General features: G+C 64.3%; 18 protein-coding genes and 3 pseudogenes. 11 read left to right on the top strand and 10 right to left on the bottom strand.

All coding sequences use genetic code 11. The features are described from left to right. Positions 1 to 81: 81 nt before the first annotated feature. A pseudogene (locus X751_RS1000000165770) lies at positions 82 to 261 on the bottom strand (ATP-binding cassette domain-containing protein); the annotation flags it as partial. A 139-nt stretch (positions 262 to 400) separates the two neighbouring features. Between X751_RS1000000165770 and X751_RS146305 the strand changes: the two are divergent. From X751_RS146305 to X751_RS146325, 5 genes are read left to right on the top strand one after another with little or no spacing between them, the layout of a single operon-like run. Next, positions 401 to 1,636, top strand: a complete 1,236-nt coding sequence (locus tag X751_RS146305) for an ROK family transcriptional regulator (RefSeq protein WP_050590935.1) — start codon at positions 401 to 403, stop codon at positions 1,634 to 1,636. A gap of 16 nt (positions 1,637 to 1,652) precedes the next feature. Continuing rightward, the gene (locus X751_RS146310; RefSeq protein WP_023745187.1) at positions 1,653 to 2,732 is read left to right on the top strand and encodes a Gfo/Idh/MocA family oxidoreductase; all 1,080 of its coding nucleotides are present in this window, start codon (positions 1,653 to 1,655) and stop codon (positions 2,730 to 2,732) included. After that, positions 2,732 to 3,568, top strand: a complete 837-nt coding sequence (locus X751_RS146315) for a sugar phosphate isomerase/epimerase (protein WP_023702361.1) — start codon at positions 2,732 to 2,734, stop codon at positions 3,566 to 3,568. The genes X751_RS146310 and X751_RS146315 overlap by 1 nt, the downstream gene beginning before the upstream one ends. Further along, entirely contained in the window at positions 3,565 to 4,365 is an 801-nt protein-coding gene (locus X751_RS146320; RefSeq protein WP_023745186.1) for an alpha/beta hydrolase, read from the top strand. Before X751_RS146315 ends, X751_RS146320 begins: the two co-directional genes overlap by 4 nt. Next, positions 4,362 to 5,255: an ROK family protein gene (locus tag X751_RS146325; RefSeq protein WP_023745185.1), complete on the top strand. Its 894-nt coding sequence runs from the start codon at positions 4,362 to 4,364 to the stop codon at positions 5,253 to 5,255. The genes X751_RS146320 and X751_RS146325 overlap by 4 nt, the downstream gene beginning before the upstream one ends. 26 nt (positions 5,256 to 5,281) lie before the next feature. On the opposite strand, the gene X751_RS146330 is transcribed toward X751_RS146325, so the two are convergent. The 6 genes from X751_RS146330 to X751_RS146355 form a co-directional block, all read right to left on the bottom strand. Further along, positions 5,282 to 6,280, bottom strand: coding sequence for an ABC transporter ATP-binding protein (locus X751_RS146330; protein WP_023745184.1), 999 nt, complete (start codon positions 6,278 to 6,280; stop codon positions 5,282 to 5,284). A 30-nt stretch (positions 6,281 to 6,310) separates the two neighbouring features. Further along, entirely contained in the window at positions 6,311 to 7,372 is a 1,062-nt protein-coding gene (locus tag X751_RS146335) for a Gfo/Idh/MocA family oxidoreductase (protein WP_023745183.1), read from the bottom strand. Positions 7,373 to 7,622: 250 nt separating this feature from the next. After that, positions 7,623 to 8,462: a carbohydrate ABC transporter permease gene (locus tag X751_RS146340; RefSeq protein ID WP_023745182.1), complete on the bottom strand. Its 840-nt coding sequence runs from the start codon at positions 8,460 to 8,462 to the stop codon at positions 7,623 to 7,625. Positions 8,463 to 8,688: 226 nt separating this feature from the next. After that, positions 8,689 to 9,618: a sugar ABC transporter permease gene (locus tag X751_RS146345; protein ID WP_023707791.1), complete on the bottom strand. Its 930-nt coding sequence runs from the start codon at positions 9,616 to 9,618 to the stop codon at positions 8,689 to 8,691. Between the two features lie 247 nt (positions 9,619 to 9,865). Beyond that, complete coding sequence (locus X751_RS146350; protein ID WP_023668844.1) at positions 9,866 to 11,125, bottom strand: ABC transporter substrate-binding protein; 1,260 nt, start codon at positions 11,123 to 11,125, stop codon at positions 9,866 to 9,868. Position 11,126: 1 nt separating this feature from the next. Then, positions 11,127 to 12,083 (bottom strand): N-acetylmuramic acid 6-phosphate etherase, encoded by a 957-nt coding sequence (locus X751_RS146355; protein WP_023745181.1) that lies wholly within the window; start codon positions 12,081 to 12,083, stop codon positions 11,127 to 11,129. A gap of 198 nt (positions 12,084 to 12,281) precedes the next feature. On the opposite strand from X751_RS146355, the gene X751_RS146360 reads away from it, so the two are divergent. From X751_RS146360 to X751_RS146380, 6 genes and pseudogenes are all read left to right on the top strand, one after another. Continuing rightward, positions 12,282 to 13,160 carry an N-acetylglucosamine kinase gene (locus X751_RS146360; protein ID WP_023668846.1) on the top strand — a complete coding sequence of 293 codons (879 nt, stop codon included), beginning with the start codon at positions 12,282 to 12,284 and terminating at the stop codon, positions 13,158 to 13,160. Then, a complete protein-coding gene (locus X751_RS146365) occupies positions 13,157 to 13,939 on the top strand; it encodes a GntR family transcriptional regulator (RefSeq protein ID WP_023668847.1) in 783 nt (260 codons plus the stop codon). Before X751_RS146360 ends, X751_RS146365 begins: the two co-directional genes overlap by 4 nt. Then, positions 13,936 to 14,967 (top strand): SIS domain-containing protein, encoded by a 1,032-nt coding sequence (locus X751_RS146370; protein WP_023668848.1) that lies wholly within the window; start codon positions 13,936 to 13,938, stop codon positions 14,965 to 14,967. Before X751_RS146365 ends, X751_RS146370 begins: the two co-directional genes overlap by 4 nt. Next, entirely contained in the window at positions 14,964 to 16,139 is a 1,176-nt protein-coding gene (nagA, locus tag X751_RS146375) for an N-acetylglucosamine-6-phosphate deacetylase (protein WP_023745180.1), read from the top strand. Before X751_RS146370 ends, nagA begins: the two co-directional genes overlap by 4 nt. Before the next feature lie 9 nt (positions 16,140 to 16,148). After that, positions 16,149 to 17,269 (top strand): annotated as a pseudogene (locus tag X751_RS01000000163935) (NAD(P)/FAD-dependent oxidoreductase). A 71-nt stretch (positions 17,270 to 17,340) separates the two neighbouring features. Continuing rightward, on the top strand, positions 17,341 to 19,395 hold the full coding sequence (locus X751_RS146380) for an ABC transporter ATP-binding protein/permease (RefSeq protein WP_023745179.1): 2,055 nt from the start codon (positions 17,341 to 17,343) through the stop codon (positions 19,393 to 19,395). Positions 19,396 to 19,469: 74 nt separating this feature from the next. Here X751_RS146380 and X751_RS01000000163930 read toward each other — a convergent pair. The 3 genes and pseudogenes from X751_RS01000000163930 to rpe all read right to left on the bottom strand — a co-directional run bounded on the left by X751_RS01000000163930 (position 19,470) and on the right by rpe (position 23,167). Then, a pseudogene (locus tag X751_RS01000000163930) lies at positions 19,470 to 20,982 on the bottom strand (malonyl-CoA synthase). A gap of 275 nt (positions 20,983 to 21,257) precedes the next feature. Further along, positions 21,258 to 21,995 (bottom strand): GntR family transcriptional regulator, encoded by a 738-nt coding sequence (locus X751_RS146385; protein ID WP_023668851.1) that lies wholly within the window; start codon positions 21,993 to 21,995, stop codon positions 21,258 to 21,260. A 494-nt stretch (positions 21,996 to 22,489) separates the two neighbouring features. Next, positions 22,490 to 23,167 carry a ribulose-phosphate 3-epimerase gene (rpe, locus tag X751_RS146390; RefSeq protein WP_023745178.1) on the bottom strand — a complete coding sequence of 226 codons (678 nt, stop codon included), beginning with the start codon at positions 23,165 to 23,167 and terminating at the stop codon, positions 22,490 to 22,492. Positions 23,168 to 23,179 lie beyond the last annotated feature (12 nt).

Genomic DNA, 23,179 nt, shown 5'->3' with positions numbered 1-23,179 from the left:
TTGCGAAGCGGGCCGGCCCAACTGCAAGCCTGCCTTCGAAGAGATGTCCCCCGGCCGATGCGCCGGAGGACAGGCTTGGGAGGCGCCGGACGTCGGCTGGAAATTTCCGGCGATGGTTTTGACCAGCGTCGATTTGCCGGCACCATTGTCGCCCATCAGGCCGAGAACCTCGCCCTCATTGATGTCGAGCGACACATTGTCCAGCGCGCGGACGGCACCGAAATCCTTCACGATATGTTCGAGACGCGCTAGAACCGGCACGCATCCTCCCATGCCAATTTGTAAGTTTCTGATACAAATCCTCGTTTGAAACTTGGGTCAAAGGGCTTGGGGATGCTGAATATCTTGTTGCAATGCACCCAACCTTGGGTCTTTCAAACCGCCTAGAAATTCTATTAGTATGCAAATCAAACAAATTGTGGAGAACGACGTGCTGGTGTCGACCGATCTTCGGCCGAACGAAACGAGGGCACTTGCGGCGCTGTTTCGTGCCGGCGCGTTGAGCCGAGCGGCGCTCGCACGCGATCTCGGCCTGACCCGGTCGACCACCGGCGCCCTGGTGCTGGGGCTGACCGAAGCCGGTCTGGCGCGCGAGCGGTCGGATGGAACGGATGACGAGCAGGATAGCGAGGGTCGGGTCGGCCGTCCCGGTATCCTGGTCGAGATCGAAGGCAATGGCGGCTTCTTCCTTGGCGCTTATATCGGCGTCAACTGGATCGCAGTCGTGACTGTCGACCTTGCCGGCGCGCGGCGTGCGAGCGCCTCTAGGGCATTTGCCGGCCCCGGTAGCACGCCCGAAGCCGCGGTCGACATCATCAAGGAGCTCGTTGCCGAGATCCGGTCGCAATTGCCTGAAGGCACGCGCCCCTACGGGCTCAATGTCGCCGTGCCCGGCTTCCCCGCAGCTGATGGCGTCTCATACCATGCCACCATCCTTGGCTGGCACGGGGTCAATCTAGCGGAGCTTTTGGGCAATGCCTTTGGCGACGATTTTCCGATCCTCTTGGAAAACGATGCCAATGCCGTCGCGGTGGCCGAGACATACCGGCCGCAGCCGGGAAAGGACGATGAGGATGCCCTGGTCATCCTGATCGAGAACGGCGTCGGCGGCGGCATCATCAATGCCGGCAGGCTGCATCGCGGCCGACTCGGCGGCGCCGGCGAAATCGGTCATCTGCGCATCGGCGACGAAGGTTTTGTCTTCGACGCGAAGCGCCCGGGGCGGCTGGAATCCTATGTCGGCAAAGATGCGTTGCTGGCTCGCTATTTGCACATAAGCGGACTGCGCGCCGGCGTGGATGAGTTTGTCGCGGCGCTTGCCGGCGGCGATCCGGCAGCCGTCGCCACCGCGCGCGACTGGGCGCTCTGGTTCGGCCGCGGCCTGGCGACGCTCACCTGCACCTTGCAGCCGGAGCGCATCATCCTCTCGGGCTCGGTCAATGCCGTCTATCCTTTCGTCGCTGAGCAGGTCGAGGCTTTCCTGTCGGACTTCCTCGCCGAAGGCTATCCCGTTCCCCGGATCGAACTGGCGCGCGTCCGCGCCGACGGTCCGGCATTGGGCGCTGCCTGCCTGCTGCATCAGGCAGCTTTGTCGGGCGATCCCCAATTTCAACTTCGCGGCCTCGCCGCGCGCTAATCAGGAGAAAGATTCCATGCCTCGCAAAGATGAAAAGCGGCTGCGTGTCGGCGTGCTCGGCTGCGGTCCGATTGCGCAGGCGGCGCATTTCGAATCCTGCACCAAGGCGCGCAATGCCGATCTCTATGCCATCTGCGATGTCGCCGACGATCTGCGCGACAGGATGGCGGCGACCTACGCGCCCGAAAAATCCTATGCCGACTACGGCCAGATGCTGGCCGATCCCGACCTCGATGCCGTCATCATCGCGACATCGGACATTTTTCACGTCAAGGCCGCGGAACTGGCGCTCGATGCCGGCAAGCATGTGCTTTGCGAAAAGCCGCTGGGCGTTTCGGTCGAGGAGGTCGAAGGCTTGCGGGCCACGCTCGACAAGAGCGGCAAGGTGCTTCAGGTCGGCCATATGAAGCGCTTCGATCCCGGCATCCAGGCGGCAAAGGCTTTCGTCGACGACGAAATGGGCGAGCGGCTGGCGTTCAAAGGCTGGTACTGCGACAGCACCCACCGCTACCCGATGACCGATGCGGTGCAACCGCTGATCATCACCAGCGCCAAGGCGCGCAAGCCTGCCGTCAATCCCAAGGCGGATCTGCGCCAATACTACATGCTGGCGCATGGCAGCCATCTCCTTGATACGGCGCGCCATCTGCACAGGCCGATCGAGGCGGTGGAGGCCCGGCTCACCGAGCGCTATGGCGCCTATTGCTGGTTCATCACCACCATCTTCGCCGACGGCACGATCGGCCATCTCGACCTGACGGTCGCCGTGCGCATGGACTGGCACGAAGGGTTCCAGATCTACGGCGAGAACGGCAGCGTTCTCGCGAAGACCTATAACCCCTGGTACTACAAGAGCAGCGAGGTCGACATTTTCCGCGAGGCCGATGGCAGTTGGCACCGGACGCTTGGCGCGGATGGCCACTTCTATCGCCGGCAGCTCGAAGGCTTTGCCGATGTCGTACTGAATGGCGCGCCGATGATCGGCGCCGGCATCGAGGACGGCATCGCCTCGGTCAGGGGCATGGCGGCCATCGCCCGCTCGGCCGCTGCCGGCGGCCGCGCCGTCCGTCTGGCCGATGTCGACGGGGTCGTGTGATGCAGCTTGGGATTTTCGCCAAGACCTTCGCCACCACCGGCGCCTTGCCGGTGCTGCGCGCGGTCGCGGACGGCGGCTACACGGCGGCGCAGTTCAACATGGCGTGCCTTGGACTGCCGTCGATGCCGGACAGCATCGAGCCGGATGCGGCCCGGTCCGTCGCTAAGGCGAGCGGCGAGGCCGGCGTTTCGATCGCGGCCGTGTCTGGAACCTACAACATGATCCACCCGGATCGCTCGGTTCGTGTGTCAGGTCTTGCTCGGCTGGAGGTGCTGGCTGCGTCATGCGCTGACATGGGCACGCGCCTGATCACGCTGTGCACCGGCACAAGGGATGCACAGGATCCGTGGCGCTGGCATCCCGACAATGCAAGCGAGGCGGCATGGAGCGATCTGCGGACGGAGATGGAAGCGGCGATCGCGATTGCCGAGCGCTTCGACATCGAGCTCGGCATCGAACCGGAACTGGCCAATGTCGTCTCCAGCGCGCGGGCCGCTCGCCGGCTGCTCGACGAGATGAACAGCGCGCGGCTGCGCATCGTGCTCGACCCGGCCAATCTATTCGAAGTGGCGGACAGCGCGGAGCGTCACCGCCTGATCGACGAGGCCGTCGATCTGCTGGCTGCGGAGATCGGCATGGCCCATGCCAAGGACCGCAATGCCGATGGCAGTTTTGCCGCCGCCGGACAGGGCGTCGTCGATTTCCCGCATTTCATCGGCTGCCTAAGAGCCGCCGGGTTCGACGGCCCCCTGATCACGCATGGCCTGACAGAGGCCGAGGCGCCCGGCGTCGGCGCGTTCCTGCGCAATGTCCTGGAAGCGAGCGACGACACGTGAAAAAGACCTTCAGCCGAGATGGCGTCGACCTTGCCTACCGGGAGGTCGGCACGGGCCTTCCCGTCATCTTCCAGCATGGGCTGGGCGGCGATGAGGCGCAGGTGGCCGACGTGTTTCCCGATCTGCCGGTGACCCGGCGCGTGACGCTCGAATGCCGGGGCCAGGGCGGATCCAGCTACGGGCCGGTCGAGCGGCTTTCGATTGCGACTTTTGCTGAAGACGTCGAAGCGCTGGCCGACGATCTCGGCCTCGGCCCGGCCGTCGTCGGCGGCATCTCGATGGGCGCGGCGCTGGCGCTCCGCCTGGCGGTGCACAGGCCGGCGCGGGTGCGGGCGCTGGTGCTCGCCCGGCCTGCGTGGGTATCCCAGGCTGCACCGGCCAATATGAGGCCCTATGCCGTGGTCGGCGATCTCCTGATGCGCCATTCGCCTGACGCCAGGCGTCTGTTCGATGACAGCGCAGTTGCCGCAGAGCTAGCGAGGCTGGCGCCGGACAATCTCGCCAGCCTGCAAGGCTTCTTCAATCGCCCGGACCCGGTTCTGTTCGGTAGGTTGCTGGTGGCGATCGCGGGCGATGGTCCGGGCGTGAGCGAGGCGGACATCCGCGCTATCGCGGTGCCGACCCTTGTCATCGGCCATGACCATGACCTCGTCCATCGACTGGACGACGCACAGACGCTGGCCGGGCTCATCCCGTCGGCCCGGCTTTGCACCATCACAGCCAAATCGCAGGATCGCGCCGCCTACCGGCGGGAATTCCGCGCCTGTCTTTCGGAATTCCTGGAAGCGCTGGCATGACGCATCAAACGATGGAAGACACGATCGCCGTGGTCGAGATCGGCGGCACGTCGGTCAAGGTTGGCTTTGCCGACCACGGCATCCCGGTGGATTTTGCCCGCACCTACCCGACCGCGCAACTGCGCCAGGGCGCGCCTGTGGCGGGGTTGGCCGATGCGGTCACCGCAGCCTGCCGCGATGCCGGGCTCAAACCTGCACGGGTCGTTGCGACGGTGCCTGGGTTCATCGACCGCGACTTCGACACGGTGCTGCACACGGCCAACATTCCCGAACTGAACGGTATCCGGCTGGGTACGGAACTGGCATCGCGGCTCCGCGTTCCCGTGCGGCTCGAACGCGACGTCGTACTGCAATTGCTGGGCGAAAGCGTTGCCGGCGCGGTGAAGCGGCAGAAGGAGGTGCTGGCGGTCTATCTCGGCACCGGCATCGGTGCGGCCTATCTCGGCAAGGACGGCATTTTCAGGGGTGGCGGCTGGGCGCTCGAGATCGGCCATATGCCGATCTACCGGCCCGACGAAAGCGGTCCGCCAAACCGGGTCGAGACCTATGCCTCAGGGGCAACGCTCGTCGACCTCGCGACAGACTACGATATCCCGGTGGCCGATCTGTTTTCGGCGGCCGGGCAGCCGCCATCGCTGCGCGAATGGCTCGACGAAATCGTCTGGCAGCAGGCGGTGGCCGTCGCAACGGCAGCCGCCCTGTTTTCCCCGCAGACGATCCTGATCGGCGGCGGTATCGTCGACATGAAGTCCTATCCCCGCCAGACGCTCAAGCAGCGCATCGCGGACAGCCTACCGCATTCGCTTGTTGTAGAGCCTCTGGACATACGCTGGGCGGCCCTGGGCTGGCAGGCGGCGATCCATGGCGCGGTGCTGCTCGGCGCGGTGTGATCGCCGTGGTTGCTGTCGGCGAAGGATTACTTGATCGTCTTGCCGTCCGCCCCAAACCGGTATGTCTTACCCGGCTCGGGCGTTGCATACAGCGTCGCACCGGGCTCGGCGTCGTAGACACCGAAAATGCGCACCGTGATCAGCCCGGCCTTTTCGCAGTCGAGATAGAGGTTGGTGTCGGCGCCGAGATGTTCGGCGTGCACCACCGTTCCCTTCCAGGCACCGGACCTTGGATCCACGGTCAGATGCTCCGGCCGCACGCCGATCGTCTTGGCCGTCTCGCCCAATCTGGCGCCGTCGATGAAATTCATCTTCGGCGAGCCGATAAAGCCGGCGACGAACTCGTTTGCCGGCGAATTGTAAAGCTCCATCGGGCCGCCGATCTGCTCGATCTGGCCAGCGTTGAGCACGACGATCTTGTCGGCCAGCGTCATCGCCTCGACCTGATCATGGGTGACGTAGATCATCGTTGCCTTCAGCCGGCGATGCAGCTGAGCGATCTCCAGTCGCGTGTTGACGCGAAGCGCTGCATCGAGGTTCGACAAGGGCTCGTCGAAGAGAAACAGTTTTGGCTCACGCACCACGGCGCGGCCGATGGCGACACGCTGGCGCTGGCCGCCCGACAGTTCCGCCGGCCGCCGCTCGAGATACGGTTCCAGCGACAGCATCGACGAGGCGACGCCGATGCGGCGTTCGATCTCCGGGGCGGGCGTGCCGGCCTGCTTGAGGCCGAGGCCCATATTGTTCTTCACCGTCAGATGCGGGTAGAGCGCGTACGTCTGGAACACCATGGCAATGCCGCGTTTTGCCGGGGGCGTGGCCGAGACATCGACGCCGTCGATCACCACCCTGCCGGAGGTCGAATCCTCCAGCCCGGCGATGACCCTGAGCAAGGTTGACTTGCCGCAGCCAGATGGGCCGACGAAGACGACGAATTCGCCGTCGGTCACTTCGAGGTTGATGCCTTTCAGCACCTCGACCGGCCCGAAGGCCTTCTTCACATTCTCGATTACCAGCGAGCCCACGGCTTCGTCCTTGTTCTAGAGTTTGCCCTACTAGAGCTTAACTGGGGCGCCGCTGCGCACGCTCTCATCGGCGGCAAGGCAGACGGCGAGCGATTTCACCGCGTCGTCCATGTGGCGGGTCAGGTCAATGTCTTCCCGGATCGCCTTCAGCACGAAAGCCTGTTCGAGGTCGCAGAGATCCTGGTGGCCGGGTTCGCCGTCCATCGACAGCATCTCGTCCGGCCTGGCGAACTTGCCGTCCGCACCCGTCGCAGCGCTGTGCAGGCGGATGGTCGAGGTCTTGGTGTGGGTGTCGATGTCGTCCGACCTCACACCTTCCTTCATGACGATCGACACGCAGCCATTGGGCGACATCACGTCCTTCACGAAGAACGCCGTTTCCGAAATCATCGGTCCCCAGGCCGCTTCGTACCAGCCGACCGAGCCGTCGTCGAACAGCACCTGCAGATGGCCGTAATTGTACATGGTCGGCGCGATTTCCTCGGTCAGCCGCAGCCCCATGCCGCGCACCTCGACCGGCCTGGCGTCGGTGATCTGCAGCATGACGTCAAGATAGTGCACGCCGCAATCGACGATCGGCGAGGTCGTCTGCATCAGTTGCTTATGCGTCTGCCAGGTCGGGCCTGACGATTGCTGGTTGAGGTTCATGCGAAACACGTAAGGGCCGCCGAGCTTGCGCGCCTCGGCGATCAGCCTGACCCAGGAGGGGTGGTGGCGCAGGATGTAGCCGATCACCAATTTTCGGCCGTTGGCCTTGGCCGCCGCGACGACGCGCTTGGCGTCGGCGACCGTCGTTGCCAGCGGCTTTTCGACAAAGACATGGCAGCCCGCCTCGAATGCCTTCACCGCATAGTCGGCATGGCTGTCGGAATAGGTGGCGATGCAGGCGACATCCGGCTTTTCATCGCGCAACGCGTCGTCGAAGGAGCGCCTGATGCCATAGCCCGACAGCCCGTCCGGTAACGGCACGTCGGAGCGGTTGATCAGGGCCGCGATCTCGAAGCCCGGATTAGTGTGGTAGGCCAGCGCATGGCTACGGCCCATATTGCCGAGCCCGGCGACGACGACACGAAGGGGCGATTTAGAGGTCACCTAACTACTCCAGATGTTCCAGTTGTTCCTGCTGAGAGGGTGTCACCCCACCCGGCGCTTCGCGCCGACCTCCCCATCGAGGGGAGGTAGGACGCTGGCGCGAACACCCTCGCTGCCAAAGAAGCTTCTCCGAAAGTCGCCCCCTGGCGGTCGTGAATGAAGCCACGACCTTTTACCTCCCCTTGATGGGGAGGTCGGCGCGCAGCGCCGGGTGGGGTGAAGGCTCCAGCAGAGATTTGTAGGGCTCCGCTCACTTGACGGCTCCGGATGTGATGCCGCGGATCAGCTGCCGCGAGAAGATGACGTAGAGGGTCAGCACAGGCATGATCGCCAGCGAGAGTGCCGCCAGGATGGCGTTCCAGTTGGTGACGAACTGGCCGAGGAAAAGCTGCGCGCCGAGCGTCACCGTCTTGGTCTCTTCCGACGGCGCCAGGATCAGCGGGAACCACAGGTCATTCCAGATCGGGATCATGGTGAAGACGGCGACCGTCGCCATCGAGGGCCGCACCAGCGGCAGCACCAGCCGGAAGAAGATGGTGTATTCCGACAGGCCGTCGATGCGGCCGGCATTCTTCAGATCGTCGGACACCTGCTTCATGAATTCCGACAGGATGAAGACGGCCAGCGGCAGCCCCTGCGCGGTGTAGACCAGGATCAGCGCCGTCAGCGTGTTGACCAGCCCGCTCGCCACCATCAATTGCAGGATGGCGACGGTGCCGAGCCGGATCGGGATCATGATGCCGAGCGCGAGGTAAAGCCCCATCAGCGTGTTGCCGCGAAAGCGGTATTCCGATAGCGCGAACGCCGCCATCGCGCCGAACAGAAGCACGAAGAACAGCGAGGCGACGGTGACGACGAGGCTGTTCTGAAAATAGTGGATGAAGTCGCCCTGCCCGATCACGGTGGTATAGCCGATCAGGTCGAAGGTTTTTGGCGTCGGCGGCGTCAGCGGTTCGCTGAAGATGCCGGCGCGGGACTTGAACGAATTCATGATCACCAGGATCACCGGAAACAGTGCGATCGCCGTATAGGTCAGCAGGATCGTGTGGGCGCCGATGGTGCGGGGCAGCGAACGGGTGGCGGTGCTCATTGGAAGGTCTCCTGACGAGCGATGACTGTTGAGGTCGGCACCAAGGCACCCCCCTCTGTCCTGCCGGACATCTCCCCCGCAAGGGGGGAGATCAGATGCCGCGACTGCTTTCGCCAATCGCCAACGTTGCAAGACGAGCGGCAAGGCCAGAGCTGCCAATCTCCCCCCTTGCGGGGGAGATGGCCGGCAGGCCAGAGGGGGGTGTTCAAGCTCGACATCTCGCCCCTCAGAACTGGTAGCGACGCAGGCGCGTCTGGACGAGGAACAGGTAGACGCAGACGCCGCCGAGGATGATCAGGAACATCATCGTGGCGATCGCCGCGCCCATATTGGGATCGCCGGTCTGCAGCTGAAAGCCGAAGAAGGCGCGGTAGAGGAAAGTGCCCAGAATATCGGTCGAATAGTTCGGGCCGGCGAGCGCCCCTTGCGCGGTGTAGATCAGGTCGAAGGCGTTGAAATTGCCGACGAAGGTCAGGATCGAGATGATGCCGATCGACGGCAGGATCAGCGGCAGCTTGATCTTCCAGAACTGCGACATGCCGGTGATGCCGTCACATTCGGCCGCCTCGATCACCTCTTCGGGGATCGACAAAAGGGCTGCATAGATCAGCATCATCGGGATGCCGACGAACTGCCACACCGAGATCAGGCTGAGCGCGGTCAGCGCATATCGTTCCTTGCCCAGCCACGGCGTGAACAGGCTTTTCAAGCCGACCAGGTCCATCAGATGCGGCGCCACTCCCCATAACGGCGACAGGATCAGTTTCCAGGCGAAGCCGACGATGACGAAGGACAGGATGGTCGGCACGAAGATCGCGGTGCGGTAGAAGGCGGCGAACCTCAGCCTCGGGCTGGAAAGAAGTGCGGCCAGAAGCACGCCGATCGGGTTCTGCACCACCATGTGGATGATGAAGAACCAGGTGTTGTTCCTCAGCGCGTTCCAGAAACCCACCGACCAGTTGGGGTCGCCGAACAACGTACGGAAGTTGGTGAAGCCAACGAACACCTGATGCTGCTCGACGTTGCGGAACAGCGACAGCTGCAAGGTGCCGGCCAGCGGCAGGATCATGATCGCCGTATAGACCAGCAGCGCCGGCGCCAGGAAGACGCCGATATGCCAGCGGAACGGTCGTTTCGGTCGTGTTTGTGCGGCCATGAGTGCGGTCCCCGCCGATCAGGTTTAGCAATGCCTTCGACGGCAGCGCTGCCCCTCACCCTTACCCTCTCCCCGTGAAGGACGGGGGGAGAGGGGGCGCCTGCGTTTCGGCTGATCCTTCTCCCCGTCACTATACGGGGAGAAGGTGCCGGCAGGCGGATGAGGGGCGGCGCCGTCGTTCGCAGTCGATGATGCTGTCGAAAAACGCAGGGCCGTCCACTTGGGGCCCTGTCTGTTGTCTGAGCTCTTACTTGCCCGGCTTGTACCAGCTGTCGAGGCCGTCCTGCAGCTTCTTGGCGGCAGCTTCCGGCGTGTCGGTGCCATTGATGACGTTGGCCGATTCAACCCAGGTTTCGTTCTCGAGGTTCGGCGTGCCGCGCGACAGGATCTGGTAGGTCGAGCGGATCGTCGACTTGCACTTGTCGCGCCAGGAGACGAATTCCTGCGCCAGCGGGTCTTCCATCTTCACCGGGGTGGAATTCAGGCTGAAGAAGCCCGGCAGTGCGTTGGCGTAGATGGTGGCGAAGTCCGGCGAGGCGACCCAGGACAGGAAGGTCTTGGCCGCGTCGGCATTCTTCGACGCCGCATTCAGGCCCATGCCGATATCGGTATGGTCGGAGATGTAGCAGGTGTCGCCGGCCTTCTCGACCGGCGGCGGGAAGGCGCCCATCTTGAACTGCGCCTGGGTGTTGAACAGGCCGATCTCCCACGATCCCGCCGGGTAGATGGCGGCGCGGCCAAGCGTGAACAGGTTCTGGCTGTCCGGATAGGTCTGGGCCTCGAAGCCGTCGCCGAGATAAGGCTTCCACTTGGCCAGTTCCTCATAGGGAGCAACCCAGTCCTTGTCGGTCAGCTTCTGGTCGCCCTTGATCAGCGCTGCGCGGCCCTCTTCGCCCTTCCAGTAGTTCGGACCGATGTTCTGATAGCCCATGGTCGCGGCTTCCCATAGGTCCTTGGTGCCCATGGCCATCGGGATGTAGGTGCCGTCGGCCTTGATCTTGTCGAGCGCGGCGAAGAACTCGTCACGCGTCGTCGGCACCTTGAGGCCGAGCTTGTCGAAGGCGTCCTTGTTGTAGATGAAGCCGTGAATGACCGAGGCCATCGGCACGCAGAAGCTCGCCTTGCCGTCGTCGGTCTGCCAGGCGGCCTTGGCAACGGGCGAAAAGTTTTCCATGCCGGGCAGCGCCGACAGGTCGGCAAGGTTGCCCTTCTTGAACAGTTCGAGCGACTTGTCGAACGGGCGGCAGGTGATCAGGTCGCCAGCCGAGCCGGCGGCGAGCTTGGCGCCGAGTGCGGCGTCATACTCGGTCGGCGCCGACGGTGCGAACACCACTTTGATGCCCGGGTTCTTGGCCTCAAAAGCCGGGATCAGCTTGTCCTTCCAGATGGCAAGGTCGTCGCCGCGCCAGCTTTCGATATTGAGCGTTACGTCATCGGCGTGAGCCAACCCGGCGGTGCCGAGAATGCTGGTGCCGAGAAGCAGTGCCGTCAGTAATTTCGTTGTCATGCTAGTCTCCCTGTTGACCTTTTTCAGGTTCGGTTTTGAGAACAGGGGCCTTCGCGCCCTTGTTCCCCTCGATCGCGGAAAGGGCCGGCCGCAGCTTCTGGCCGGTCCCTTCCAGTATCTTCTCGGCCGCAACGGCGTTGGCAGCGCCGGCGGCGAGCAGAATGGCTCTCTTGACGACGCCGCCGCTCGCTTCGAGCAGCCGCACGGCGTCTTGCCGGTCGCGGCCGCTGATAGCGGCGACGATGCGAGCCGCGCGGTCGCGCAGCTTGATGTTGTCGGCGGTGAGATTGACCATGTAGCCGTCATGGACATGGCCGAGATGAATGGCGGTAAGCGTCGACAGCATGTTGAGCGCGATCTTCTGGGCAGTGCCGGCGCCCATGCGCGTCGAGCCGGCAATCACCTCCGGTGGCGTCTCGAGCAGGATGGCGACGTCGGCCAGCCTGAGCAGGGGCGTGTCCTTGTTGTTGGCAATGGCGATGGTTGCCGCGCCCCGGCTGCGCGCATCCTTCAGCGCCTGCACCGCATAGGGCGTCGAGCCGCTGGCCGAAATCGCGATCAGGCAGTCGCCCTTGCCGATGCCGGCGCCGGCAATTGCCGTCGAGGCTTCGTCGGTGTCGTCTTCCGGTCCGCCGGCCAGGGTCTTGAAAGCGTCGTCGCCACCGGCGATGAGGATGGCGATGCGTTCGCGCTTGATGCCGAAGGTGCCGGGCAACTCCAGCGCGTCGGCCAGCGCCATCAGGCCGGAGCTGCCGGCCGCAGCATAGGCGAGCTTGCCGCCGCCGTTCAGCCGCCCGGCGATGATTTCGGCTGCGGCGGCGATGGCGGGAATGGCGTCGCGCACAGCCTTGGCGGCCTCGATCTGCGCATTGACCAAAGAAGAAAGGATGGCGTCCGGGGCCTGGATGTCCAGTCCCTCGGCATTGCTGTGAAGCGCTTCGGTGCGCGGTTCGGCCATCCCTGTCCCTCCGATGGAAGGACAATACCAAAAAAATACCACTTGTCCACACGCATTAACGAAATTGCGAACTGGAAAGCGTTGAGCCGGCAAAATTCCCGGATTTTCAACCTGATACGCCTTAATCTTTTTGAAACGGAAATTAATCCCTTGGCTATTGGTATTTTATTGGTATTATCCGCCCGGAGGAGACATCGCGTGAAATTCGTGCTCGGTATCGACGGCGGCGGCACCAGCTGCAGGGCAGCCCTTGCGACAGGCGATGGCGTTGTCATTGGCCGTGCCAAAAGCGGCGCCGCCAACATCCGCACCGATCTCACCGGCGCTCGCACCCACATCGTCGAGGCTGCTCGTCAGGCCTTCATCGCCGCCGGGCAAGATCCGGACCTGATCCCGCAGACACCAGCCATTCTCGGCCTTGCCGGCGCCAATGTCGGCACCTACCGCCAGCAGCTTGAAGCAATCCTGCCGTTCAGCATCAGCCGCGTCGAGACGGACGCCGAGATCGCGCTCGAAGGGGCAGTCGGCTCTGGTGACGGCGCCATGGCTATCCTCGGCACCGGCACCGCCTATATGGCGCGCAAGGGCGGCACGTCGCGCGCCATCGGCGGCTGGGGCTTTCAGGTCGGTGATCAGGGCAGCGGCGCCCGCATCGGCCGCGACCTGCTGGAGCAGACGCTGCTCGCCCATGACGGCGTCCGCCCGCGCTCAGCCCTGACCGACAGCATGATGGCCATTTTCCGCAACAATCCCGAAGACGTGGTCGAGTTCACCACCAATGCCAAGCCCGGCGATTTCGGCGGCTTCGCGCCCAAGGTTTTCGAGCATGCCGAGAAGGGCGACAGCGTCGCCAACTGGATCGTGGACAAGTCGGTTGCCGATGTCGAGGCGTCGCTCCACGCGCTCGACCTCTCTGATGACGCCCCGCTCTGCCTGCTCGGCGGGCTGGCGCCGCTCTATGGGCCGCGCCTTTCCCAGCGCTACCAGGCGCTGCTGAAAGCACCGCTCGACGATGCGCTGGGCGGCGCCGTGCAGATGGCGGCCCGCATCTTCGTCAAAGCGGAGGCGACGCGATGAGCGATGCCGCCGACCAGATCTTCGCCACGCTGAGGCAGTCGTCGCAGAGCGGCGCCCCGCTCTACCTGCAGCTCAGGAAAAGCATCGAGGACGCCGTCAATCGCGGCCTGATCGGGCCGGGCGATGCGCTGCCTTCCGAGCGCGACATCGCCACCAAGGCCGACATTTCGCGCGTCACCGTCCGCAAGGCGGTGCAGGACCTGGTCAAGGGCGGCATCCTCGTGCAGCGCCACGGCTCCGGCACCTTCGTGGCGCCGCGCATGGAGCGCGTCGAGCAGTCGCTGTCCAGGCTCACTTCATTCACCGAGGACATGGCAAGGCGCGGCATGGCGGTGCGTTCAGCCTGGCTCGACCGCGACCTCTACCCGCCCTCGCCCGACGAGATGATGGTGCTCGGCCTGTCCTCGAACGAGCTGGTGGCGCGCGTGGCGCGCCTGCGCATCGCAAACGACACGCCGCTGGCCATCGAGCGCGCCTCGTTGTCGGCCAGCGTGCTGCCGGATCCGGCCGGGATAGGCTCGTCACTCTATGCGGCGCTGCAACTGACCGGCAACCGGCCGGTGCGGGCGGTGCAGCGCATTTCCGCCGCCAATCTCGGCGACGCCGATGCGCGTCTGCTCGAAGTGCCATCCGGCATTGCCGGCCTGCACATCGAACGCATTTCCTATCTCGCGAGCGGCAAGGTGATCGAGTTCACCCGCTCCATCTACCGCGGCGACGCCTATGATTTCGTCGCCGAACTGCGCCTGACAGGGCCGAGCGAAGAGGGCCGACCATGATCCCCAAGACCACCCATATGCGGCGCGAGATCGACGAAATTCCGCAAGCCGTCGCGCGTCTGCTCGATGGCTCGGCGGCGGTGCTGACCGAGGCCGGACGCGGCATTCGCGAGCGCGATCCGAGCTTCGTCGTTACCGTCGCGCGCGGTTCGTCCGACCATGCCGCCACCTTCATGAAATATGCCGTCGAACTGACCGCCGGCCTGGCCGTGGCATCGGTCGGTCCGTCGATCGCCTCGATCTACGGCGCCAAGCTCAAGCTCGCCGGTTCCGCTTGCCTCGCCATCTCGCAATCCGGCAAGAGCCCTGACATCGTCGCCATGGCCGAGACGGCACGGGCCGGCGGTGCGCTCACCGTCGCCATCACCAACACCGCCGATTCGCCGCTGGCGCGGGCTTCGGATTTTGCCATCGACATTCTGGCCGGCCCCGAGCGCAGCGTCGCGGCGACCAAGACATTCGTCAATTCGGCGGTCGCCGGCCTGGCGCTGATGGCGCATTGCACCGGCGACGACAGACTGCTGGCCGCCCTTGCCCGCCTGCCCGAGCATTTCAGCAAGGCGATCGCCTGCGACTGGATGGCGCTGGCCGGCGCGTTGGAGACGCCGCAATCGCTGTTCATCCTCGGCCGTGGCCCGTCGGCGGCGATGGCCGACGAGGCGGCGCTGAAATTCAAGGAGACCTGCGGCATGCATGCCGAGGCCTATAGCGCCGCCGAAGTGATGCACGGCCCGCTGGCGCTGGTCGGGCCAGGCTTCCCGGTGCTGGCGCTCGCCGCCCGCGATGCCTCCGAGCCGTCCGTGGCAGAGGCTGCCGACAACCTTGCCGGCAAGGGTGCAGCAGTTTTTGTAACCTCGGACAAAGCCAAGAGCGCGGCGCGGCTGCCGCATGTCGCCACCGGTCATCCCTTGACCGACCCGCTGACGCTGATCGTCTCCTTCTACGGCTTCGTCGAAGCCTTCGCCCGCCATCGCGGCCTCGATCCGGACGTACCGCGCAATCTGCGCAAGGTGACGGAAACCGTATGAGCGACCGTTTTGCCCTGACTGGCGCCCGAATTTTCGATGGCGACGACTGGCATGACAACGCCGCCCTTGTCGTGCACGGCGATGTGGTCGAAGGCATTCATCCCGTCGGCGCCATTCCGTCGGGCGTTGCCCGCATCGACGCCGGGGGCGGCATGCTGGTGCCGGGTTTTGTCGACCTGCAGGTCAATGGCGGCGGCGGCGTCATGCTCAACGACCATCCCGATGTCGCCTCGCTGGCAACAATCTGCCGGGCGCATGCGCCGTTCGGCACGACCGCACTGCTGCCGACGCTAATCACAGATACGCCTGACATCACCGCCGCGGCCATTGCCGCCGGCACCGAGGCGGCACGGCAAAAACTGCCGGGGTTTCTCGGCCTGCATCTCGAGGGACCGCATCTCTCCGTCGCCCGCAAGGGCGCGCATGAACCGGCGCTGATCCGGCCGATGACGGATGCGGATGAAGCGGCGCTGGTCGCGGCACGCAAAAACCTGCCGGTGCTGCTGACGACGATCGCGCCCGAATCCGTCGAGCCCGCCCGTGTTGCGGCTTTGGCCAAGGCCGGCATCGTCGTCAGCCTCGGCCATTCCGATACCGGCTATGCCATGGCCAGAGCCTTTGCCGACGCGGGCGCCAGCGTGGTCACACATCTGTTCAACGCCATGAGCCAGATCGGCAACCGTGAGCCGGGGCTGGCGGGTGCGGCCATCGACATAGGCAGTCTGTCGGCCGGGATCATTGCCGACGGCATCCATGTCGATCCCGCCACCATGGCAATCGCGCTGCGCGCCAAGCAGGGGCCGGGCAGGATCGTGCTGGTCACCGACGCCATGGCGACGATCGGCACCGACATGACGTCGTTCACCCTCAACGGCCGCATCATCTATCGCAAGGATGGCAGTCTGCGGCTGGCCGACGGCACGCTGGCCGGCGCCGATCTCGATATGATCTCGGCCGTCCGCTACATGCACAGGATCGTCGGGCTGGACCTGTCGGAAGCGTTGCGCATGGCCTCGCTCTATCCGGCGCAGGCGGTCGGCCAGGCCCACCGGCTCGGCCGCTTCGCCAGTGGCACGGCTGCCGATATCGTCGCTCTGTCGGACGCCCTCGACGTCAACGGCGTCTGGATCGGCGGCGACAAGGTTTTTGCAGGCGCGGACAGTCCGCGCTAAAGTCCACCCATGCATGATGTCGACTGCGTTGTCGCCGGAGCCGGTGTTGTCGGCCTCGCCATTGCCCGCGCGCTGGCGCTGTCGGGCCGCGAGGTGCTGGTGGTCGAGAAGGCCGCAGCCATCGGCACCGGCACCAGTTCGCGCAATTCGGAAGTCATCCATGCCGGGCTTCATTATACGCCGGGCAGCCTGAAGGCCCGTCTCTGCGTCAACGGCCGCGAGCGTCTCTATGCCTATTGCCGCGAGCACGACGTCGCCCATCATCGCACCGGCAAGCTGATCGTCGCCGTCGAACCCGACCAGTTGGACAAACTGCAGGCGATCCAGATCAACGCGGCGCAATGCGGAGTCGGTGACCTCAAGCTTTTGACGCGCGCAGAGGCCGAAAGCCTGGAACCGGCGCTGAGCTGCGCCGGCGCGCTGCTGTCGCCGTCGACCGGCATCGTCGACAGCCAGGCGCTGATGCTGTCATTGCGTGGAGACGCGGAAGCGGCCGGCGCATCTTTCGCCTTGCTCACCGTTGTCTCAGGCGCGAGCATCGAAGCCGACGGCATCCGGATCGACACGCGCGACGCCGATGGCGAGGGTTTCACCTTGAAGACCGGCGCCTTCATCAACGCCGCCGGCCTCGACGCGCAGGCGCTCGCCGGCCGCATCGAAGGCCTCCCGCAAGACCGTGTTCCGCCGCTGTGGCTGGCGCGCGGCAATTATTTCGCGCTTTCCGGTCGCTCGCCCTTTTCGCGGCTGATCTATCCGGTGCCAGTCCATGGCGGCCTCGGCGTGCATCTGACCCTCGACATGTCGGGGAGCGCGCGCTTTGGCCCGGATGTCGAATGGATCGATCGCGTCGACTATACCGTCGATCCCGCACGAGGCGCTGCCTTCTACGACGAAATCAGGCGCTACTGGTCCGGCCTGGCGGACGGCGCCCTGCAACCGGCATATGCCGGCGTCAGGCCGAAACTGTCCGGTCCAGGCCAGCCGGCCGCCGACTTCGTCATCCGGGGACCGGCTGACCACGGGGGCGGTCAGATCGTCAATCTGTTCGGCATCGAGANATCGAGAGCCCTGGCCTTACCGCCAGCCTCGCCATCGCAGAACATGTCGTTGGGCTTTTATATCCGCAATGACGGGCGTTCCTGAAACGTCGGGCAGGCGCATACCATGAAACCTTTTGATATGGAGGTCGTTGTCGGGGCATATGTCCGAGGCAAAACCCAAATCGGAACCGGCCGACGGCATCGAAGCGCGCGATGCCCCGAAGTCGCGTCGGGAAAAGCCGTCACGGCAAACGCGCGGAGATGGACCGCGCGAGGACACGCCGCGCGAGAAAAAAGCATCGGCCGCCGAAGCCGCGTCCGAGCCCGTTGGCGAGGCTGCGCCGCCGCCGGATGCCGTCGAACCCGATCCCAAGCTGACGCCCGAGCAGGCCGAGCAGGCGCGCAAAAAATATCTGCTGCGGCGTTTCTGGATCAGCGGGCGCGGCTATTGGGGGAGGCATGGCGACAAGCTCGCCTGGCCTTTGACGATCGGAGTGCTGCTGCTGATCTGCATCAACATCGGTTTCCAGTATGGCATCAACGTCTGGAACCGCTCGATGTTCGATGCCCTCGAGCAGCGCAACGCCCGCACAGTCTATCTCCTCAGCGCCGTATTCGTGCCGCTGGTGATCTGCAGCGGCAGCCTTGTCGTCGCGCAGGTCTATCTGCGCATGACGATCCAGCGCCGCTGGCGTTCCTGGCTGACCACCGGGGTCGTCGCGCGCTGGCTGGCAAACGGCCGCTACTACCAGCTGAACCTCGTGGGCGGCGATCACCAGAACCCCGAGGCACGCATGACCGAGGATCTGCGTATCGCCACCGAGTCGCCGGTCGATTTCACTGCCGGCGTCCTCAACGCATTCCTGTCGGCCTCTACCTTTATCGTCGTGCTGTGGACCATCGGCGGCGCGCTCACCCTGCCGATCGGCGGCGAGAGCATCACCATTCCCGGCTTTCTGGTCATCACCGCGATCATCTATGCCGTCATCACCTCGACCTCGATGGTGGTCATCGGCCGCGACTTCGTCCAGCTCTCCGAGCGGAAGAACCAGGCGGAGGCCGAACTGCGCTACACGCTGACGCGCGTGCGCGAAAACGGCGAGAGCATCGCCTTGCTGGGAGGCGAGGACGAGGAGCGCAGCGGCATCGACAGGAATTTCGGCCATGTGCTGAGGCAATGGGCGCTGCTGACCGGACAGCACATGCGCACGGCCGCGGTGTCGCAGGGATCGAGCCTGTTTGCGCCGGTCGTGCCGATCCTTTTGTGCGCGCCAAAATTCCTCGAAGGCTCGATGACGCTTGGCGAGGTGATGCAGGCGGCGTCTGCCTTTGGCATCGTGCAAGGCGCGTTCGGCTGGCTGGTCGACAACTATCCGCGCCTCGCCGACTGGAACGCCTCCGCGCGGCGCATTGCCTCGCTGATGATGTCGCTCGACGGGCTCGAGCGCGCCGAGCAGAGCGATGCGCTCGGACGCATCAACCGGGGCGAAGCGGAAGACGGCGCCATCCTCAGCCTCGACAATCTTTCCGTGACACTCGACGACGGCACCTCCGTAGTCAAGGAAACCGAGGTCGTTATCGAGCCGGGCGAGCGGGTGCTGGTTTCAGGCGAATCCGGTTCAGGCAAGTCGACGCTGGTGCGGGCCGTCGCGGGCCTGTGGCCATGGGGCGGCGGCAGCGTCAATTTCCACACCGACAGGCGCCTGTTCATGCTGCCGCAACGCCCCTACATCCCTTCCGGAACGCTTCGCCGCGCGGTCGCCTATCCCGCGGCGGCGGACAAGTGGACCATCAAGCAAATCAAGGCTGCCCTCGACAAGGTGGGGCTTGGCTATCTCACCGGCAGGATCAAGGAAGAGGCGCCATGGGACCAGACGCTGTCGGGCGGCGAAAAGCAACGCCTCGCCTTCGCGCGCCTGCTGCTGCATCGCCCCGATATCGTGGTGCTGGATGAAGCGACTTCGGCGCTCGACGAGAAGAGCCAGGACACGATGATGTTGACGGTGATCCGCGAACTGCCTGACGTCACCATCATCAGCGTGGCGCATCGTGCGGAGCTCGAAGCCTTCCACAGCCGCAAGATCACCCTGGAGCGGCGGGAGGGCGGCGCCAAGCTCGTCAGCGACGTCGACCTCATCCCGCGCAAGCGCAAACGCAGCCTGCTGAACCGCGCTTTGTGGGGTTCCAGCACTCGGGTGAAAAAGCCGCGCAGGTAAAAGGCGCCACTGCCGAACCGCGAACAGAGATGTCCAGGCGAAGCGCTTGGGCAAAGACATTAGCCGGCTATGGATTAGCCGTAGAGACCCTTGTAGGTCTCGCGCAGCAGGTTCTTCTGCACCTTGCCCATCGTGTTGCGCGGGAGCTCGTCGACGAAGATCACCTGCTTCGGATGCTTGTATTTGGCCAGCTGGTCGGCAATGGCGCCAACGATCTCGGCCCCGGTGATCTGCGATGCCGGCGCACGCACCACGACAGCGGTGACGCCTTCGCCGAAATCGGGATGGGCAATTCCGATGACGGCACTTTCCAAGACGCCGGCAACCGCGTCGATCTCGCTCTCGATCTCCTTGGGATAGATGTTGTAGCCGCCGGAGATAATGAGATCCTTGCCGCGGCCGACGATGTGGACGTAGCCGTCCGCGTCGATGATGCCGAGGTCGCCGGTGATGAAGAAGCCGTCCTTGCGAAACTCCGCCTTGGTTTTTTCCGGCATGCGCCAATAGCCGGAAAAGACATTCGGACCTTTGACCTCGATCATGCCGACTTCACCCTGGCCAAGCGCATCGCCGCTGTCAGGGTCGGCGATGCGCAGCGAAACGCCGGGCAGCGGGAAACCGACCGTGCCGGCCCGACGCTCGCCCTCATAGGGGTTCGACGTGTTCATATTGGTCTCGGTCATGCCGTAGCGCTCGAGAATGTCGTGGCCGGTGCGCTCGCGCCAGGCCTTGTGCGTTTCGGCGAGCAGCGGCGCCGAGCCGGAAACGAACAGGCGGATGTTCTTCGCCGCCTGGACATCCAGCCCGTCCTGCTGCAGGAGCCTTGTATAGAAGGTCGGCACGCCCATCAGCACTGTCGCGCGCGGCAAGAGCGAGACGATGCGGGCGCCGTCGAACTTCTGCTCGAACAGCATCGAGGCGCCGGCCATCAGGGTGACGTTGGTGGCGACGAACAGGCCATGCGTGTGGAAGATCGGCAGGGCATGGATCAGCACGTCATCCCCGGTGAAACGCCATTGCTCGACCAGCACGCGCGCATTGGAGGCCAGGTTTTCGTGGCTGAGCATGGCGCCCTTGGAGCGTCCGGTGGTGCCCGATGTGTAAAGGATTGCGGCCAGATCGTCCGGCCCGCGCGCCACGGCGTCGAAATCCGTGGGCTGTTGTGCCGCCAGTTCGGTCAGCGAGCCCTCACCATTGCTGCCAAGCGTGAAGGTGGCAGCACCCGACGCCTGCGCCAACGGCGCGATAGCGCCGGCGCGGGCCGGGTCGCAGACGACCAGCCCGCGGCTCGGCATCACCGAAGAAATAGCCGAGTTCGGCCAGCGTGTAGGCGGTGTTGAGCGGCAGGAAGACCGCGCCGGCGCGCAGGCAGGCGAGGTAAAGGAAAATGCATTCGGGGCTTTTTTCGACCTGCACGGCAACGCGGTCGCCCGGCTCGACGCCGAAATGCCTCAGCGCATGTGCCAGCTGTGCCGATTGCGCCAGCATGTCGCCATAGGCGATCGCGCGTCCGTCATCGGTCGCCATCAGGATGCGCTCGGAGGCTGAAATCCGGCTGCGGAACGCGTCGAACAGGTGATTGGTCATGCGCCTTCCCTAGAGCATGATGCCGAAAAGTGTGAAGCGGTTTTCGGAGGACATCATGCTCTACCCTTTGATTTAGAGCCGGATGATTCCAGGTCGATTCGGCCTGAAATTCATCCGGCTCTAGCGCATGGCCTTGGAACAAAGGAAACGATTTCGCCTCCGTCCGGCAAAAACGTGAAATCGGGTTTGCCGCCGATCAGATGAAGGCAAGCGGACTTGGATAACGGGCGATTTTGGATAGCGGGCGGATTTTGGATAGCGGACCGGAAGCGCTTCTATCTGCGACTGCGCAGCGCCTTGGTGGCGCTCACGCGTGGATCGCCGCTGTCGTTGAAGCGCTCCATGCACATGGCTGCCGTCAGACGGTAGTGGCTGAGGAGGGCTTCAACGGCGCCATCGGCATCGCCATCCACCGTGCGCTCCGCAATCAGCCGATGTTCACTGATTTCGTCGCGCTCGCTGCCGTCCTGGGAGATCAGCCGGTAGCGGGAGGCCTGATCCGAAAGCTGGTCGCAAAAGCCGGTCAGCCAATGCGAGCGGCAGCCTGCGATCAGTGCCCGATGGAAGGCGCGGTGCAGCTTTTCCCATTCCGGATTGTTCGAGGACGGATCCTCCGGCAAGCGGCGCGGGGCACGCGCCAGGCGATGCAAGGCCAGCACGAGCTGCTCTTCCCATTCGCCGGTGCGGTTGGCAATGGATTCACGCAGGGCCCGCTCTTCCAGCCAGCAGCGAGTGCGCGTCAATTCCTCAAGTTCCGGGGCACTGACCGGCATGATGAAGAAACCGCGCTGGTCGTGGCGGCCGAGCAGACCCTCCGAAGCAAGTCGGTTGAGGGCCTCGCGAACCGGTGAGGCGCCGGCGCCGTAACGGGAAACCACCCATTCGACACGAAGCTTGCTTTCACTTTCAAACACGCCGCGCAGGAGATCGTCGCGAAGCTGTTGATAGACCGTACTAGCGAGTGTGCTCTTGGGTCCCGCGCCTTCGCTCACATCGGCAGATCCGTAGGTCAATATGACTCCTGTAGCTCTCCCAAGCTCCGCTAGCCCGTTCGCGAAGCAAACGATTTCCCGTGTGAATCTACTGTAGCTCCTAAGGCATCCGCCCCTCAAGCGAAAGATCACGATATTCGACTTAAAGAGGAAGGTTGACCGCATCTTATCCGCCGGAAGTAACTAAAATCGTGAAAAACTTGTTCTTCTGAAGAAAGTTTGTCTCCCAGCATGGCAGGTGCCCTCGAGAAACAGCTTCGAGATCCCGAATACGGATAATTTTGTCTTAACGCGCGTCATGCCGCCGGATTGACCTCTCCCCGCATGCAGATCCCTTCGGCAGTTATCCACTAGGTTTATGGGCCAAAACTAGTGCCGGATGCCGCGATCCTGTCGCGTGCCGCGATGCCCTTGCGGCTGCCACCCGTTGACGGCTTCTTGGGAGATCGAAGGATCAGGCAGGGAGATCAGGCCGAGGAGAACCGACCAGCCGGGAACTTGCCCTGGAACTGATGTCAGCCGGCAGCCCGGTCGGCCGCGGTTCGGATGGCTTCTATATTGGCCCGGTAGGCTTCGACGCTGCCGCCCTTGAAGATGGCGGCGCCTGCCACCAGCACATCGGCGCCGGCTGATGTGACAAGGGGGGCAGTTTCCGGCGACACGCCGCCGTCGATCTCGATGCGAATCGGCCGGTTTCCGATCAGCGCTTTCACCCGCTTGACCTTGTCGACCATGGCCGGGATGAAGGCCTGCCCGCCGAAACCCGGATTGACGGTCATGATCAGGATCAGGTCAAGCCGGTCGAGCACATATTCGATCGCACTTTCCGGCGTCGCCGGATTGAGCGATACGCCGGCCTTCTTGCCGAGACCCTTGATGGTCTGAAGCGAGCGTTCGAGATGCGGTCCGGCCTCGGCATGCACGGTCATGCCGTCGCAGCCGGCATCGGCAAAGGCGGCCAGATAAGGATCGGCCGGCGCAATCATCAAATGGCAGTCGAAAAAGGCCTTGGTGCGGTTGCGGATGGCCTTGATCACCGGCGGGCCGAAGGTGATGTTGGGCACGAAATGCCCGTCCATGACGTCGAGATGGATCCAGTCGGCGCCGGCCGCCGTCACCGCCTCGACCTCGTCGCCGAGCTTCGAGAAATCCGACGCCAGCACCGATGGCGCGATCAGGGTCTTCCTGCTCATGATGCGGCCCCT

The sequence above is a fragment of the Mesorhizobium sp. LNJC394B00 genome, assembly GCF_000502555.1.
Classification (GTDB): Bacteria; Pseudomonadota; Alphaproteobacteria; order Rhizobiales; family Rhizobiaceae; genus Mesorhizobium.
Note: the sequence above shows the minus strand (reverse complement) of the source record. Positions and strands in the feature narration are given on the sequence as shown.

What these genes read in the sequence shown, in the direction of transcription:
- X751_RS146305 (WP_050590935.1), top strand. Translation starts at nt 401, where the DNA reads ATGCAAATCAAACAAATTGTGGAGAACGACGTGCTGGTGTCGACCGAT.
- X751_RS146310 (WP_023745187.1), top strand. Translation starts at nt 1,653, where the DNA reads ATGCCTCGCAAAGATGAAAAGCGGCTGCGTGTCGGCGTGCTCGGCTGC.
- X751_RS146315 (WP_023702361.1), top strand. Translation starts at nt 2,732, where the DNA reads ATGCAGCTTGGGATTTTCGCCAAGACCTTCGCCACCACCGGCGCCTTG.
- X751_RS146325 (WP_023745185.1), top strand. Translation starts at nt 4,362, where the DNA reads ATGACGCATCAAACGATGGAAGACACGATCGCCGTGGTCGAGATCGGC.
- X751_RS146340 (WP_023745182.1), bottom strand. Translation starts at nt 8,462, where the DNA reads ATGAGCACCGCCACCCGTTCGCTGCCCCGCACCATCGGCGCCCACACG.
- X751_RS146345 (WP_023707791.1), bottom strand. Translation starts at nt 9,618, where the DNA reads ATGGCCGCACAAACACGACCGAAACGACCGTTCCGCTGGCATATCGGC.
- X751_RS146350 (WP_023668844.1), bottom strand. Translation starts at nt 11,125, where the DNA reads ATGACAACGAAATTACTGACGGCACTGCTTCTCGGCACCAGCATTCTC.
- X751_RS146355 (WP_023745181.1), bottom strand. Translation starts at nt 12,083, where the DNA reads ATGGCCGAACCGCGCACCGAAGCGCTTCACAGCAATGCCGAGGGACTG.
- X751_RS146365 (WP_023668847.1), top strand. Translation starts at nt 13,157, where the DNA reads ATGAGCGATGCCGCCGACCAGATCTTCGCCACGCTGAGGCAGTCGTCG.
- X751_RS146370 (WP_023668848.1), top strand. Translation starts at nt 13,936, where the DNA reads ATGATCCCCAAGACCACCCATATGCGGCGCGAGATCGACGAAATTCCG.
- nagA (WP_023745180.1), top strand. Translation starts at nt 14,964, where the DNA reads ATGAGCGACCGTTTTGCCCTGACTGGCGCCCGAATTTTCGATGGCGAC.
- X751_RS146380 (WP_023745179.1), top strand. Translation starts at nt 17,341, where the DNA reads ATGTCCGAGGCAAAACCCAAATCGGAACCGGCCGACGGCATCGAAGCG.
- rpe (WP_023745178.1), bottom strand. Translation starts at nt 23,167, where the DNA reads ATGAGCAGGAAGACCCTGATCGCGCCATCGGTGCTGGCGTCGGATTTC.